General features: G+C 68.4%; 13 protein-coding genes. 9 read left to right on the forward strand and 4 right to left on the reverse strand.

Annotated elements, in window-relative coordinates; translation table 11 throughout:
* Window positions 1-60 precede the first annotated feature (60 nt).
* The 3 genes from Q9R17_RS17950 to Q9R17_RS17960 are packed head-to-tail and all read left to right on the forward strand — an operon-like array spanning window position 61 to window position 2,428.
* On the forward strand, window positions 61-315 hold the full coding sequence (locus Q9R17_RS17950; RefSeq protein ID WP_308155936.1) for a FeoA family protein: 255 nt from the start codon (window positions 61-63) through the stop codon (window positions 313-315).
* Window positions 312-2,174: a ferrous iron transport protein B gene (gene feoB, locus Q9R17_RS17955; RefSeq protein ID WP_308155937.1), complete on the forward strand. Its 1,863-nt coding sequence runs from the start codon at window positions 312-314 to the stop codon at window positions 2,172-2,174. The genes Q9R17_RS17950 and feoB overlap by 4 nt, the downstream gene beginning before the upstream one ends.
* Window positions 2,174-2,428, forward strand: a complete 255-nt coding sequence (locus Q9R17_RS17960; protein ID WP_308155938.1) for a DUF6587 family protein — start codon at window positions 2,174-2,176, stop codon at window positions 2,426-2,428. The genes feoB and Q9R17_RS17960 overlap by 1 nt, the downstream gene beginning before the upstream one ends.
* A gap of 162 nt (window positions 2,429-2,590) precedes the next feature.
* Here Q9R17_RS17960 and Q9R17_RS17965 read toward each other — a convergent pair whose 3' ends face one another.
* From Q9R17_RS17965 to Q9R17_RS17975, 3 genes are read right to left on the reverse strand one after another with little or no spacing between them, the layout of a single operon-like run.
* Window positions 2,591-3,172 (reverse strand): NAD(P)H-dependent oxidoreductase, encoded by a 582-nt coding sequence (locus Q9R17_RS17965; RefSeq protein WP_308155939.1) that lies wholly within the window; start codon window positions 3,170-3,172, stop codon window positions 2,591-2,593.
* 54 nt (window positions 3,173-3,226) lie between these two features.
* A complete protein-coding gene (locus Q9R17_RS17970; protein WP_308155940.1) occupies window positions 3,227-3,625 on the reverse strand; it encodes a MerR family transcriptional regulator in 399 nt (132 codons plus the stop codon).
* Window positions 3,626-3,628: 3 nt separating this feature from the next.
* Window positions 3,629-4,390 (reverse strand): 3-oxoacyl-ACP reductase, encoded by a 762-nt coding sequence (locus Q9R17_RS17975; RefSeq protein ID WP_308155941.1) that lies wholly within the window; start codon window positions 4,388-4,390, stop codon window positions 3,629-3,631.
* Window positions 4,391-4,471: 81 nt separating this feature from the next.
* Between Q9R17_RS17975 and dapB the strand changes: the two genes are divergently transcribed.
* The 6 genes from dapB to recJ all read left to right on the forward strand — a co-directional run bounded on the left by dapB (window position 4,472) and on the right by recJ (window position 13,354).
* Complete coding sequence (gene dapB, locus Q9R17_RS17980; RefSeq protein WP_308155942.1) at window positions 4,472-5,200, forward strand: 4-hydroxy-tetrahydrodipicolinate reductase; 729 nt, start codon at window positions 4,472-4,474, stop codon at window positions 5,198-5,200.
* A gap of 312 nt (window positions 5,201-5,512) precedes the next feature.
* Window positions 5,513-6,640 (forward strand): glutamine-hydrolyzing carbamoyl-phosphate synthase small subunit, encoded by a 1,128-nt coding sequence (gene carA / locus Q9R17_RS17985; protein WP_308155943.1) that lies wholly within the window; start codon window positions 5,513-5,515, stop codon window positions 6,638-6,640.
* Window positions 6,641-6,790: 150 nt separating this feature from the next.
* Window positions 6,791-10,033, forward strand: a complete 3,243-nt coding sequence (gene carB, locus Q9R17_RS17990; RefSeq protein ID WP_308155944.1) for a carbamoyl-phosphate synthase large subunit — start codon at window positions 6,791-6,793, stop codon at window positions 10,031-10,033.
* 8 nt (window positions 10,034-10,041) lie between these two features.
* The gene (gene greA, locus Q9R17_RS17995) at window positions 10,042-10,506 is read left to right on the forward strand and encodes a transcription elongation factor GreA (protein WP_308158376.1); all 465 of its coding nucleotides are present in this window, start codon (window positions 10,042-10,044) and stop codon (window positions 10,504-10,506) included.
* 3 nt (window positions 10,507-10,509) lie between these two features.
* The gene (locus Q9R17_RS18000; protein ID WP_308155945.1) at window positions 10,510-11,430 is read left to right on the forward strand and encodes a phosphoglycerate mutase; all 921 of its coding nucleotides are present in this window, start codon (window positions 10,510-10,512) and stop codon (window positions 11,428-11,430) included.
* A 169-nt stretch (window positions 11,431-11,599) separates the two neighbouring features.
* Window positions 11,600-13,354 (forward strand): single-stranded-DNA-specific exonuclease RecJ, encoded by a 1,755-nt coding sequence (gene recJ / locus Q9R17_RS18005; RefSeq protein WP_308158377.1) that lies wholly within the window; start codon window positions 11,600-11,602, stop codon window positions 13,352-13,354.
* Between the two features lie 185 nt (window positions 13,355-13,539).
* Here the strand turns inward: recJ and Q9R17_RS18010 are convergent, their stop codons facing one another.
* Window positions 13,540-14,571, reverse strand: a complete 1,032-nt coding sequence (locus Q9R17_RS18010; protein ID WP_308155946.1) for a DUF1176 domain-containing protein — start codon at window positions 14,569-14,571, stop codon at window positions 13,540-13,542.
* Window positions 14,572-14,755: the final 184 nt, after the last annotated feature.

The raw sequence follows: 14,755 nt of genomic DNA on the forward strand, positions 1-14,755 counted from the left end.
TGACGCGACGCGGGAATGTTAGAATCGAGAACCATTTACATCCAGCTGAGATTGCGCTAGATGACGCTGTCCGAACTGCCCCTGCACACCCCGGCCGTGGTCGATTCCGTGCAGGACCTGCACGCCAACGATGCCATCGCCCGGCGGCTGCGCGAGCTGGGTTTCGTGAAGGGTGAGGATGTCCGCCTGGTCGCGCGGGGCCCGGTCGGCGGCGAACCGCTGCTGGTGCAGGTGGGGTTTACCCGTTTCGCGCTGCGTATCAGTGAAGCCAAGCGGATCGTCATCGATGCCGCCCGTCCGGAGTCCCGCGCATGAATGCCGCCGCCAACGCCGCCCCCCTGCGCATCGCGCTGGTCGGCAACCCCAACAGTGGCAAGACCGCGCTGTTCAACCAGCTCACCGGCAGCCGGCAGAAGGTGGCCAACTACACCGGCGTGACCGTGGAGCGCAAGGAAGGCCGGCTGCGCGCGCCCTCCGGCCGCGAGTTCGCCGTGCTCGATCTTCCGGGCGCCTACAGCCTGCAGCCGGCCAGCCTGGACGAGGCGATCACCCGTGACCTGTGCCGGGGGTTCTACCCGGGCGAGGCCGCGCCGGACGTGCTGCTGTGCGTGATCGATGCCACCAACCTGCGCCTGCACCTGCGCTTCGCGCTGGAACTGCGCGAGCTGGGCAAGCCGATGGTCATCGCGCTGAACATGGTCGATGCGGCCCAGCGCCGGGGCATCCAGATCGATGTGGCCGCGCTGGAGCGCGAGATCGGCGTGCCGGTGGTGGAAACGGTGGCCGTGCGCAAGCAGGGCGCCAAGGCGCTGGTGGAGCGCCTGGACGCGATGGTGCCGCACCTGGACGCCCCGGTGACCGTGGCGGCGGAGACCGATTACCACGCCCGCGTGCGTGCGGTGCTGGATGCGGCGGTACGCATGCCGGCGCGGACCGCCGAGATCGACGACAGGCTGGACCGCTGGCTGCTGCACCCGGTCTGGGGCCTGGCCACGCTGGTGGTGGTGATGTTCCTGATCTTCCAGGCGGTGTACGCCTGGGCCGCCCCGCTGATGGACGGCATCGATGCCGGTTTCGCCTGGCTGGGGCAGTACGTTGCCGGCGTGCTGCCGGCCGGGCCGCTGGCCAGCCTGATCAGCGACGGCATCATCGCCGGCACCGGCAGCGTGGTGGTGTTCCTGCCGCAGATCCTGATCCTGTTCTTCTTCATCCTGGTGCTGGAGGAATCCGGCTACCTGCCGCGTGCGGCGTTCCTGCTGGACCGCATGATGGCGGCCGCCGGCCTGTCCGGCCGCTCGTTCATCCCGCTGCTGTCCAGCTTTGCCTGCGCGGTGCCGGGCATCATGTCCACCCGCAGCATCCAGGACCCGCGCGACCGCCTGGCGACGATCCTGGTGGCGCCGCTGATGACCTGCTCGGCGCGGCTGCCGGTGTATGCGCTGCTGATTGGTGCGTTCATCCCGCAGAAGACCGTCTGGGGGGTGTTCAACCAGCAGGGCCTGGTGCTGTTCGGCCTGTATGCGGCCGGCATCCTCAGCGCGCTGGCGATGTCGTGGATCATGAAGAAGTGGCGCCGCGACAAGAGCGAGCACCCGCTGATGCTGGAGCTGCCGTCCTACCGCCTGCCGAACCCGCGTGACCTGGCGGTGGGCCTGTACGAGCGTGCCACCATCTTCCTCAAGCGCGTGGGCGGCATCATCCTGGCGCTGACCGTGCTGTTGTGGTTCCTGCTGTCCTTCCCCGGCGCGCCGGAAAACGCGACGATGCCGGCGATCGACTACAGCTTCGCCGGCCAGCTGGGCCATGCGCTGGCGGTGGTGTTCGCACCGCTGGGCTTCAACTGGCAGATCTGCATTGCGCTGATTCCGGGCCTCGCCGCGCGCGAAGTGGCCGTGGCCTCGCTGGCCACCGTCTATGCGCTGTCGGCCGCCGATGACGATGCCGCCAGCCAGGCACTGACCCCGTTGATCAGCGATGGCTGGTCGCTGGCCACCGCGTTGTCGCTGCTGGTCTGGTACATCTACGCACCGATGTGCATTTCCACCCTGGCCACCATCAAGCGCGAAACCAATTCGTGGCGGCAGATGGGCTTTGCGGCCTTCTACCTGTTCGCGGCGGCCTACGTGGCCTCGCTGATCACCTACCAGGTGACCGTGGCACTGGGAGGCGGCTGATGGACCGCGGGCTGCTGCTGCAATACGTGCTGATCGCGCTGGCCGTGCTGGTCAGTGCGTGGGTGGTGTTGAAGAAGCAGTTTCCCGGCACCGTGCGCAAGGCGCGGGGTGCCCTGGCGCTGCGCCTTGTGCGGCCTTCCCGTGCCGCCTGGCTGCAGCGGCTGGGCCGCAGGATCGCCCCCCCGGTAGCCGGTGGCGGTGGTGCGTGCGGTGGCTGCGACAGTTGCGGCCCGAGCCCGCCGAAGCAGCATTGACCCGCGTTGCCCCTGGCTGGCGCCCGGCCATGCCGGGCGGCATCGGGGATCGCACGATGTGGGTTTCATCCACGCATGGCGTGGATCTACCGGATGATGGCCCCGTCCACGCAGGGCGTGGGTTCATCTGTAGCGCCAGGCCATGCCTGGCGGCGTTCGCCATCAGCGTCCGGCCCGCCCCAGGCGTTCAACCTTTTCCAGCCATGCGTCCCGCCGTGCGGGCGTGCTGCTGCGTACCGGCCCCAGTGCGGTGATCCGTACCGGGCGGATGCCGCAGAACTCCAGGATGGTGCCGCGTACCTGTGCATGGCCCGGCGCGCGATAGAACCCGCGGTAGTACCAGAGCGGCGTGTCCATCGGGGTGATCACCCGGGCGCTGCGGCCAGCCAGCAGCCGGTCCCACCAGACCGAACCCTGCCGGTAGCGGAAGGCATAGCCCGGCAGCAGCACGCGGTCGAAGAAACCCTTCAACAGCGCGGGCATCGCCCCCCACCAGGTGGGATACACCAGTACCAGATGGTCACAGGCGGCGATGGCATCGGCGGCCTGCCGCAGGTCCGGTTCCAGCGGCTGCACCTGGCGGTAACCGTGGCGCAGGATCGGGTCGAACATCAGTTCGCCCAGTGCGATCAGGCGGACGGCATGACCGGCCTCGGTCGCGGCGGCAGCGTAACGTTCGGCCAGCGCGCCGCAGAGGCTGTTGCGGTCGGGGTGGCCCAGCAGGACAAGGATGGAGCGCGGCACGGATCACCTCATGGCTGTGAAGCGGCCACCTTCCGCTGTGCCCCAGGGGCAGAGTCAAGCAGGCGCGCGCGCGCAGTCGTGCCGGGCCAGGTCGCAGTCCCCGCCGCCGTGCTGCAGCCAGTGCCGGAGCCCGTCCTGTACCTGGCGCAGTTGGCGTTCCACGCCGCGCAGGCGCTCGCGTTCGGCCACGACCTGCGCATGCTGGCGCTCAAGCAGGGCCGCTACGCCCGGCCAGTCAAGCTGGCCGTCGGCGCGGCGCAGGCGCGAAACGGCCGCCAGGCCGATGCCCAGCGCCAGTGCCTGGCGGATCAGCTGCACCATCGCCACGTCCTGCTCGCTGTAGCTGCGGTAGCGGTTGTGGCGGGCCACCGGCGGCAGCAGGCCACGCGCCTCATACAGGCGGATGGCCTTGGCGCTGGCGCCGGTGCGCTGGGCGACCTCGGAAATGCGCACCGCTCAGTCCCGCACCAGCCCGCCATCGACCACCAGGTTCTGGCCGGTGACCGCGCGCGCCCAGGGGCTGGCGAAGAACAGCACGGCATCGGCGAACTCGGCCGGGGTGGTCACGCTGCGCAGCGGGGTGTTGGCGGCGATGTAGTCGAACACGGCCTCGGGCGTGGCGGCACTGGCGTCGGTGGTACGCAGCAGGCCGCCGGACAGCATGTTCACGGTGATGCCATGCGGGCCGAGGTCGCCGGCCAGGGTGCGGGTCAGCGACAGCAGGGCGGCCTTGGCGGCGGTGTAATCGTGGTAGGGCACGACCGGGTTCTGGAACAGGTTGGTGCCGATGTTGATGATGCGGCCGAAGCGCCGTGCCTGCATGCCCGGCAGGCTGGCCTGCACGGTGTTCAGTGCGCCGCGCACGCTGCCTTCGAACTGCGCCTGGAAGGCCGGCCAGCCGATGGTATCGGCCGCATCGCGGCCATCGCCGTTGAACGAAAACGCGGCCAGCGCGTTGTTCACCACGGTGGTCACGGCCTGGCCGAAGTGGGCCTGGCCCTGCTGCAGCAGGGCATCGACCTGGGCGCGATCAGTCACATCGGCCTGCAGCGCCAGGGCATTGCCGCCCAGCGTGCTGGCCAGGGCGCGCGCGGTGGCCTCGCTACGGCGGTAGTTGATGATCACGCGCGCGCCCTGCGCGGCGAAGGCGCGGGCGATGTGCTGGCCCAGGCCGCGGCCGGCACCGGTGACCAACACGAGCTGTTCGGAAATCTGCATGGCGGCCTCATCGAAACGGGGCGGGCAGCGTAGCAGTCATGGTGCTTGTCGAACCACGCGCGCACCGGCTAGCCTGCGCGGATGAACCAGACTCCCCTGCGATTGCTCATCCACGGCGCTTCCGGGCGCATGGGCCAGGCCCTGCTGCGCCTGGCCGCCGAACACCCCGAACAGCTGCAGGTCGTGGCGGCGGTCACCGGCCGTGCGCCGGCGCAGCGCGTGGTCGATGGCGTGCCGCACTTCGCCGCCAGCGAACTGCCCGGCGCGCCGCCGTTCGATGTGGCCATTGATTTCAGCCTGCCCGAAGGCTTCGACCCGATCGTTGCCCTGTGCGTCGAGCGTGGTGCCGGCCTGGTGTCGGGCACCACCGGCATCAGTCCGGTGCAGCGTGATGCGCTGGACGCGGCCGCCGCGACGATCCCGCTGGTGTGGGCGTCGAATTTCAGCCTGGGCGTGGCGGTGCTGGACGAACTGGTCGAGCGCGCGGCGCAGGCGCTGGCGGGCTGGGACTGCGATGTGGTCGAGTCGCACCATACGAAGAAGAAGGACGCACCCTCCGGGACCGCCCTGACCCTGGGCGCGGCGGCGGAGCGGGGCGGTGCCCAGCCGCACTACGCCAGCCTGCGGGCCGGCGACATCATCGGTGAGCACCTGGTGCAGTTCACCGGCCAGGGCGAGCGCATCGAGCTGGTGCACCGCGCGACCAACCGCGACATCTTCGCCCGGGGGGCGCTGTTCGTGGCCCGCCAGCTGCCGGGCCGGCCGGCCGGCAGCTACCGGGTCCGTGACCTGCTGGACGGGCCGCGCTGACCGGCCCAGGTCGATGGTGGATGCCAACCTTGGTGGGCAGGCTTTCCGGGAAGCGCCAACCACGGTTGGCGCCTGCCAGGGCCGGGGCGGGCGCCCGGCATACGCCGCCGGATTGAAATGAATACGCAATCGCCTGTTCAGAAACCGCGATAACCGCTGGCGCGGGCGGCCCGGCGGCGCTACAATTCGCACTCGCCGAATCACGAAAGCCGGACCGGTCCCAGACCGCACGTCCGCGCTTTTTTGCAACCGGATTTCCGTGAGCGCAGGCGTGACTTCGGTTCCCCCTTGGTAGCCAAAGTGAGATGTTCCGTGACCCAAGCCGCAATCCTCGTCCTTGAAGACGGTACCGTTTTCGAGGGTGAATCCGTAGGCGCGCCCGGCCTGTCCGTCGGTGAGGTGGTGTTCAACACCGCCATGACCGGCTACCAGGAAGTGCTGACCGACCCGTCCTACGCCCGGCAGATGGTCACGTTGACCTATCCGCACATCGGCAACACCGGCATGACCGACCAGGACGATGAAGCGTCCAAGGTGTGGTCGGCCGGTCTGATCGTGCGCGACGTTCCGCGCCGCCCGAGCAGCTGGCGCAACCAGGTGTCCCTGCAGGACTGGCTGGTGCAGCGTGGCGTGGTCGCCATCGCCGGCATCGACACCCGCAAGCTGACCCGCATCCTGCGCGAGCGCGGCGCCCAGAACGGCGCGCTGATGGCGGGCGACATCGATGTGGAAAAGGCGCTGGAAGCGGCCCGCAAGTTCCCGGGCCTGAAGGGCATGGACCTGGCCAAGGTGGTCACCACCGAAAAGAGCTACCCCTGGACCGAAGGCCAGCTGGACCTGGACGCCAACGCGTTCGTCAGCGTGCCGGGCCGCTTCAAGGTCGTGGCCTATGACTTCGGCGCCAAGCTGAACATCCTGCGCATGCTGGCCGAGCGCGGCTGCGAGATCACCGTGGTGCCGGCGCAGACCCCGGCCGCCGAAGTGCTGGCGATGAAGCCGGACGGCGTGTTCCTGTCCAACGGCCCGGGCGACCCGGAACCGTGCGACTACGCCATCGCCGCGATCAAGGAATTCATCGCCGCCAAGCTGCCGGTGTTCGGCATCTGCCTGGGTCACCAGCTGCTGGCGCTGGCCTCCGGCGCCAAGACGGTCAAGATGGGCCATGGCCACCACGGCGCCAACCACCCGGTGCAGGACCTGGACAGCGGCCGGGTGATGATCACCTCGCAGAACCACGGCTTCGCGGTCGACGAAAGCTCGCTGCCGCCGACCCTGCGCGTGACCCACCGCTCGCTGTTCGATGGCACCAACCAGGGCATCGCGCGCACCGACGTGCCGGCGTTCTCGTTCCAGGGCCACCCGGAAGCCTCGCCGGGCCCGCACGATGTCGGCCCGCTGTTCGACCGTTTCGTGACCCTGATGGAGCAGGCCAAGGCCTGAGCACTGTGCCGCCGGCCTGACCGGCGGTGACCGCAAAGGACTGCAAGCCGGTGCAGCACGGCCGCCACAGGCGCGGTGCCGCACCCCAGATTCCTGATCGACAGCGTGCGATCACGCCCCCAGACACGCTGTACTGACTTAGAGAAGACAATGCCAAAGCGCTCCGACCTCAAGACCATCCTCATCATCGGCGCCGGCCCGATCGTCATCGGCCAGGCCTGCGAGTTCGACTACTCCGGCGCCCAGGCCTGCAAGGCGCTGCGTGACGAGGGCTACCGCGTGGTGCTGGTCAACAGCAACCCGGCCACGATCATGACCGACCCGGAGATGGCCGACGCCGTCTACATCGAGCCGATCAACTGGCAGACGGTCGAGAAGATCATCGCCAAGGAGAAGCCCGACGCACTGCTGCCGACCATGGGTGGCCAGACCGCGCTGAACTGCGCGCTGGACCTGGCCGACCACGGCGTGCTGGAGAAGTACAACGTCGAGCTGATCGGTGCCAAGCGCGAAGCCATCCGCATGGCCGAAGACCGCGAGCTGTTCCGCGTGGCGATGAGCGAGATCGGCCTGGAGTGCCCGACCGCCGCCGTCGCCCACACGCTGGACGAAGCGCTGGAGATCCAGACCCGCGTCGGCTACCCGACCATCATCCGCCCCAGCTTCACCCTGGGTGGCAGCGGTGGTGGCATCGCCTACAACCGCGAAGAGCTGGTGGAGATCGTCAACCGCGGCCTGGAACTGTCGCCGACCACCGAAGTGCTGGTGGAAGAATCGGTGCTGGGCTGGAAGGAATTCGAGATGGAAGTGGTCCGCGATACCGCGGACAACTGCATCATCGTCTGCTCGATCGAGAACCTGGACCCGATGGGCGTGCATACCGGTGACTCGATCACCGTGGCCCCGGCACAGACCCTGACCGACAAGGAATACCAGCGCCTGCGCGATGCCTCCATCGCGGTGCTGCGCAAGATCGGCGTCGATACCGGTGGCTCCAACGTGCAGTTCGGCATCAACCCGGACACCGGCCGCGTGGTCGTGATCGAAATGAACCCGCGCGTGTCGCGCTCCTCGGCGCTGGCGTCGAAGGCCACCGGCTTCCCGATCGCCAAGGTCGCCGCCAAGCTGGCCGTGGGCTACACCTTGGACGAACTGAAGAACGAGATCACCGGCGGCCTGACCCCGGCTTCGTTCGAGCCGTCCATCGACTACGTGGTCACCAAGATCCCGCGCTTCGCCTTCGAGAAGTTCCCGGCCGCCGACGCGCGCCTGACCACCCAGATGAAGTCGGTGGGTGAGGTGATGGCGATGGGCCGCACCTTCCAGGAATCGGTGCAGAAGGCCCTGCGTGGCCTGGAAACCGGCAAGGTTGGTTTCGACCCGACCGGCCTGGACCTGTCCAGCGAAGACGACCTGCAGACGCTGCGCCGTGAACTGAAGGCCCCGGGCCCGGAGCGCCTGTTCTTCGTGGCCGATGCGTTCCGCGCCGGCATGAGCGTGGAGGACATCTACAAGCTCTCCTTCATCGATCCCTGGTTCCTGGACCAGATCGAAGAGATCATCGCCGCTGAAACGGCCGTCGCCGCCGATGGCATCGACGCGCTGGACGCCGCCCGCCTGCGCAAGCTCAAGCGCGCCGGTTTCTCCGACGGCCGCCTGGCCCAGCTGACCGGCACCAACGAAGCGGCCGTGCGCGCCCTGCGCCGCGCCCACAAGGTGCGCCCGGTCTACAAGCGCGTGGACTCGTGCGCCGGCGAATTCGCCACCGGCACCGCCTACCTGTACTCGACCTACGAGGACGAGTGCGAAGCCGCGCCGAGCAACCGCGACAAGATCATGATCCTCGGCGGCGGTCCCAACCGCATCGGCCAGGGCATCGAGTTCGACTACTGCTGCGTGCACGCGGCACTGGCGCTGCGCGAGGATGGCTATGAAACCATCATGGTCAACTGCAACCCGGAAACCGTGTCGACCGACTACGACACCTCCGACCGCCTGTACTTCGAGCCGCTGACCCTGGAAGACGTGCTGGAAATCGTCGAACTGGAACAGCCCAAGGGCGTGATCGTGCAGTACGGCGGCCAGACCCCGCTGAAGCTGGCGCGCGCGCTGGAAGCCAACGGCGTGCCGGTGATCGGCACCAGCCCCGATTCGATCGACCTGGCCGAAGACCGAGAGCGCTTCCAGCAGCTGGTGGACAAGCTGGGCCTGAAGCAGCCGCCGAACCGCATCGCCCGCAACGACCAGGAAGCCCTGCTGCTGGCCCGCGAGATCGGCTACCCGCTGGTGGTGCGCCCGAGCTACGTGCTCGGCGGCCGTGCCATGGAAATCGTCTACGGCGAGGCCGACCTGGCCCGCTACGTGCGCGACGCGGTGAAGGTGTCCAACGATTCGCCGGTGCTGCTGGACCGCTTCCTCGACAACGCCGTCGAGTGCGACGTGGACATCATTGCCGACGCACAGGGCAACGTGCTGATCGGCGGCGTGATGGAGCACATCGAAGAAGCCGGCGTGCACTCGGGTGACTCGTCCTGCTCGCTGCCGCCGTACTCGCTGTCGGCCAAGACCCAGGCCGAACTGCGTCGCCAGGTGGTGGAGCTGGCCAAGGCCCTGAACGTGGTCGGCCTGATGAACACCCAGTTCGCGATCCAGACCAACGACGAGGGTGATGACACCATCTACCTGCTGGAAGTGAACCCGCGTGCCTCGCGCACCGTGCCGTTCGTGTCCAAGGCCACCGGCATGCCGCTGGCCAAGATCGCCGCGCGCTGCATGGCCGGCAAGACCCTGGCCGAGCAGGGCGCGACCAAGGAAATCGTGCCGGACTACTACTCGGTGAAGGAAGCGATCTTCCCATTCGCCAAGTTCCAGGGCGTCGATCCGATCCTCGGGCCGGAAATGCGCTCCACCGGCGAGGTGATGGGCGTAGGCCGCACCTTCAACGCCGCCTTCGCGCGTGCGCAGGAAGCCGGCGGCATCAAGGCGCCGCCGGTCGGCAAGGCCTTCGTGTCGGTGCGTGACCCGGACAAGAAGCGCGTGCTGCCGGTGGCCAAGGCCCTGCTGGCCCGCGGCTACAGCCTGGTCGCCACCCGTGGCACCGCCGCGTGGCTGCAGCAGCACGGCATGGACTGCGAGATCATCAACAAGGTGGTCGAAGGCCGTCCGCACATCGTCGATTCGATCAAGAACGGCGAAATCGTCTACATCGTCAACACGACCGAAGGCCGTGCGGCGATCACCGATTCGTTCTCGATCCGTCGGGAGGCGCTGCAGCACCGCGTCACCTACTCGACCACCATTGCCGGCGCCAAGGCGCTGGTGGATTCGCTGGAATTCCGCGGTACCGGCCCGGTCTGGTCGCTGCAGGAACTGCACAAGGAGTTGAACGCATGAGAGCCCCCATCACCATGAAGGGCGCGCAGAAGCTGCGCGACGAACTGGATCACCTCAAGTCGGTCAAGCGCCCGAAGGTGATCGCCGCGATTGCTGAAGCACGCGAGCACGGTGACCTGAAGGAGAACGCCGAGTACCACGCCGCGCGCGAGGAACAGGGCTTCATCGAAGGCCGCATCAAGCAGCTGGAAGGCGAGCTGTCGCACGCCGAGATCATCGATGTGAGCAAGCTCAACGCAGGCTCGAAGGTGGTGTTCGGCGCCAGCGTGACCCTGGCCGACGTGGAAACCGACGAAGAGAAGAAGTACCAGATCGTTGGCGACCTGGAAGCGGACATCAAGCTGGGCCTGATCGCCATTTCCTCGCCGGTGGCGCGCGCGATGATCGGCAAGCTGGAAGGCGATTCGATCGTGATCGACGCCCCGGCCGGCCAGCGCGAGTACGAGATCGTCAGCGTCAGCTACGCGGACTGATCGGTGGCGACGGCGACCCTGCTGTTGCCGGCACGCAGCCGCTTCGCCGCGGCTGCGCTGCCGGACGATGTTTCCGCCGCGCTCGGGCGGGCCGAGCAGGCCGACGTGGCGGCGGGCGAACGCGAACAGCTGCAGCGCCACTTCACGGTCGCCGCGCCGGACTGGCCGGTGGCCGCCTTGACCCGCCAGCTCGACGTCGGCGATGCCGCCGGCGCCAGCTGGCTGCGGGCTGATCCGGCCTATGTGGTGCCGGACATGCAGGGTGCGCGCATGATGGGGCACGGCGATACGCTGCGCCCCGACGCCCAGGACAGCGCAGCACTGCTGCCGGCGCTGCAGGCGCTGTTTGCCGAATCCGGGTTCACCTTCGATGCGCCGTCGCCATCGCGCTGGTACCTGCGGCTGCCGATCGACCTGGCCCTGCCGCGCTTCGCCGCGCCGGATGAGGTGCTGGGGGATGACCTGTTCGCGCACCTGCCCGACGGTGATGCCGGGCGCCGCTGGCGTGCGTTGCTGACCGAGGCGCAGGTGGTCCTGCATACCCACCCGTGGAACCAGCAGCGCCTGGCGGCCGGCAAGCAGCCGATCAACTCCCTGTGGTTCTGGGGCCCGGGCGTGATGCCGGTGGCCGTCAGTACCCGCCATGCGCAGGTACGCAGCCGCGACGCGCTGCTGCGCGGTCTGGCCCAGGCCGCTGGCGTGGCCGTGGACGGCGAGCAGACGGTCGATGCGCTGGTCGATCTGCGCCAGCTGCGCTCGCTGCAGCAGTTGGGTACCGAGGCGATCCCCCCGCTGCTGGCCGCCCTCAAGCGCGGTGAACTGCAGACCCTGGTGCTCGATTTCGAGGATGGCCGCCAGTTCACGCTGGATCGCAGGCAGCGCTGGAAGTTCTGGAAGAAGCCGAGGCAACTGCACGACGCGTAGAGCCACGCCCTGCGTGCGCACGTTGGGGTACATCCAGGCCCTGCGTGTGCACATTGGGGAGATCCACGCCCTGCGTGGATGGGGTTGAACCGATCCGTTAGGGCCCGCCATCGCCGTGCATTTGCGCCCGCGCTATGATGCGGGCGTCTTCCGCAACCCGGCGATGCCGATGTCCCTTGCCGCCGCTGCGCAGCCGTTGTCCGATACACCCGTGATCCGCCGCCGTGATGCTGGTACGCCGGTGGACTGGCCGGACGATACGCTGCCGCTGCTGGCCCGCCTGTATGCCAGCCGTGGCGCCGCCACGCCGGCATTGGCGCTGCCGAAGCTGGGCAATCTGCATGCCCCGGACCTGATGACCGGTATCGAGGCTGCCGTCGCGCTGCTGGCAGCGGCGATCGCTGGAAACCAGCGCATCCTCGTCGTCGGCGATTTCGACTGTGATGGTGCCACCGCCTGCGCGGTCGGCGTGCGTGGCCTGCGCATGCTGGGCGCACAGCAGGTGCTGCATGCGGTGCCCAACCGCATGGTGCATGGCTACGGCCTGTCGCCCTCGCTGGTGGAGGAACTGGCACCGCTGCAGCCGGACCTGCTGGTCACCGTCGACCATGGCATCGCCTGCCATGCCGGGGTCACCGCGGCCAAAGCGCGCGGTTGGCAAGTGCTGGTCACCGATCACCACCTGCCCGGACCGCAGCTGCCGCCGGCCGACGTGATCGTCGATCCCAATCTGGAGGGCGATGCCTTCCCCAGCAAAGCGCTGGCCGGTGTCGGTGTCATCTTCTACGTGCTGATGGCGTTGCGCCGCCACCTGCGCACGTCCGGTGCCTTTGCCGATGGCAAGGGGCCGGACCTGACGGTGCTGCTGGATCTGGTTGCGGTGGGCACCGTGGCCGACCTGGTCAGCCTGGATGCCAACAATCGCGCCCTGGTCAGTGCAGGCCTGCGCCGTCTGCGCGCAGGGCAGGGCTGCGTCGGGCTCAATGCACTGATCGAAGCCAGTGGCCGCGATGTGAAGCGCTTGACCGCCACCGACATCGGTTTCGCACTCGGTCCACGCCTGAACGCGGCCGGGCGGCTGGAGGACATGGCGCTGGGCATCGCGCTGCTGCTGACCGACGAGCCCCGGCAGGCGCGCGAGATCGCGCAGACGCTGGAGCAGATCAATGCCGAGCGGCGCGCGGTGCAGCAGGTGATGACCGACGATGCCGAGCGCGCCGTGTCGCGCGTGGTGCTGGACATGGCGGGCCAGCGGCCCGTAGCGGCCTGCCTGTTCGATCCGGACTGGCACCCGGGCGTGGTGGGCCTGGTGGCATCGAAAATGAAGGATCGCCTGCATCGCCCGGTCATCGCCTTCGCGCCGGCCGAACCGGGGGCGGACGTGCTGCGTGGTTCGGCGCGCTCGATCGCCGGCCTGCACATCCGTGATGCGCTGGCATGGGTGGATTCGCAGCACCCGGGCCTGATCGAGCGGTTTGGTGGCCATGCCATGGCCGCCGGCCTGACCTTGCGCCACGAGGCGCTCGTTGCGTTCGAGTCGGCGTTCATTGCCGCCGTACAGGACCTGGTCGATCCAGCGTCCCTGCAGCAGCAGGTGATGAGTGATGGCGAGCTGGGCGTGGATGAACTTGACCATCGCCATGCCGAAGCGCTGCGCCTGGCCGGTCCCTGGGGCCAGGGCTTTCCCGAACCACTGTTCGATGGCCACTTCGAGGTGGCCAACTGGCGGGTGCTGAAAGAGCGCCACCTGAAGCTGGAACTGCGCCAGCCTGGCGGCGGGGGCGTGATCAACGCGATCCATTTCGGTGGCTGGACCGGCAACGCGCCCAGCCGCCATGTGCACCTGGCGTACCGGCTGGCCTGCGATGACTACCGCGGGGGCACCGCCATCCAGCTGATCGTCGAGCACTGCCTGCCGGCGTAATGCCACGCATGCGCGGCTGTTTTCCGCGTGGTGTCGACATGGCGTATCCACGCATGGCGTGGATCTACAACGGCCCGTCATGCGTGGCTGCTTTTCGCGTGATGCTGGCAGGGCGGATCCACGCATGGCGTGGATCTACAACGGCGCGCCATGCGTGGCTGTTCTCCGCGTGATACCCGCTGGACTCAGGGGTTGACCTGGGTCACCAGCGTGGGCATCTCCCAGGCGCCGCCGGCGGCTACCAGCCGGCACAAGCCGCTGTTGGCATCGGCCGTCATCACGAACGCGGTACCGTTCCACCCCCAGGCCTTGGTCGACCAGCAGTCGCCCAGGCCGCGCCCCTTGTGGGCGGCGTTGATGGTGGCGCCGTCATCATCCCCGCCCAGCGTGGTCACCAGCACCGGCTGGTACGGCGCGCGGTCCCGGGTGACCCAGTAGCCGCTGCCTTCGTTGTAGGCACCGCGCCAGCAGGGCATCGACACCAGCAACGTGTCCTTGCCGAGGCGCTTGACGGTCAGCTCGACGCCTTCCTGCGCCAGCATGCTGTCCGCCGCCAGCGCATCGCAGTCCTCGCTCGAGGTCACCGCGGCCAGTGCCGCGCGCAGGGCCGGTGACCGCGCCAGTGCCGTGTCGGCCGGTCGGGTCGGTACCAGCTTGGCCAGGGTCACCGTCGGTGGCGGCAGTGCCGGCAGTACGGCGGCCTCGCTGCGGGTGCCCTTGCGGACCAGTGCACCGGGGGTGTCCAGCCGGCCCTGGAATTCGTCCATCTTCAGCAGCACGGCGGTGGCCCCGCGATCGGACACCGTCCAGCGCCGCCCATCGTTGCCAAGGGCGACGATACGGCTGCTGCGCGCCAGCGAGGCGAGCAGGGCGCGGGTCTGTGTCTCTGACAGGTCGGCGGTGCCATCGCGCAGCGGCAGCGCACCAAGATCCTTGCCGTTGATCTGCAGCGCCAGCCGCGCGGGCATCGTCGTTTCATCGTACTGGCCCAGCATCAGCTGCGCGCTGACCTTCTGTTCCGGCCCGCCCTTGCGGGTCAGCAGCACGGATACCGGCAGGTTGTCACCGTCCTCGTCCTGGTAGCCGGCGGCGCGGCAGGTGCGCGTGTTGTCGCAGGCCAGCGTCCAGTCATTGTGGGTGAAGCGGATGCCTTCCACGGGGGCCGCCTGGGCCAGGCCGGCCACGGCCAGCAGCATCAGAATCAGGGAAGAGCGCATGCACGACGTCCTTGCAGGGGTATCCATCCAATGGGCGTGCATCTTGCGCCTGCAGGCGTGGTTTCGTCCATGGCGTACGGGAGCGGTGTGACGGAAATACGCTGCGTTCGTGTGAAAACGTGATACATCGCGCACTTGTGGTTCAGGATTCAGCCTGAATCCGCCTGAACAAGGCGCAGACCGT

Origin of the sequence: Stenotrophomonas sp. 24(2023), from assembly GCF_030913365.1 — a bacterium.
In the GTDB taxonomy this organism is placed as follows: Bacteria; Pseudomonadota; Gammaproteobacteria; order Xanthomonadales; family Xanthomonadaceae; genus Stenotrophomonas.

Excerpts from the sequence above, each read along its gene's own strand:
- Q9R17_RS17950 (WP_308155936.1), top strand. The coding sequence starts at position 61 with ATGACGCTGTCCGAACTGCCCCTGCACACCCCGGCCGTGGTCGATTCC.
- feoB (WP_308155937.1), top strand. The coding sequence starts at position 312 with ATGAATGCCGCCGCCAACGCCGCCCCCCTGCGCATCGCGCTGGTCGGC.
- Q9R17_RS17960 (WP_308155938.1), top strand. The coding sequence starts at position 2,174 with ATGGACCGCGGGCTGCTGCTGCAATACGTGCTGATCGCGCTGGCCGTG.
- Q9R17_RS17975 (WP_308155941.1), bottom strand. The coding sequence starts at position 4,390 with ATGCAGATTTCCGAACAGCTCGTGTTGGTCACCGGTGCCGGCCGCGGC.
- dapB (WP_308155942.1), top strand. The coding sequence starts at position 4,472 with ATGAACCAGACTCCCCTGCGATTGCTCATCCACGGCGCTTCCGGGCGC.
- carB (WP_308155944.1), top strand. The coding sequence starts at position 6,791 with ATGCCAAAGCGCTCCGACCTCAAGACCATCCTCATCATCGGCGCCGGC.
- recJ (WP_308158377.1), top strand. The coding sequence starts at position 11,600 with ATGTCCCTTGCCGCCGCTGCGCAGCCGTTGTCCGATACACCCGTGATC.
- Q9R17_RS18010 (WP_308155946.1), bottom strand. The coding sequence starts at position 14,571 with ATGCGCTCTTCCCTGATTCTGATGCTGCTGGCCGTGGCCGGCCTGGCC.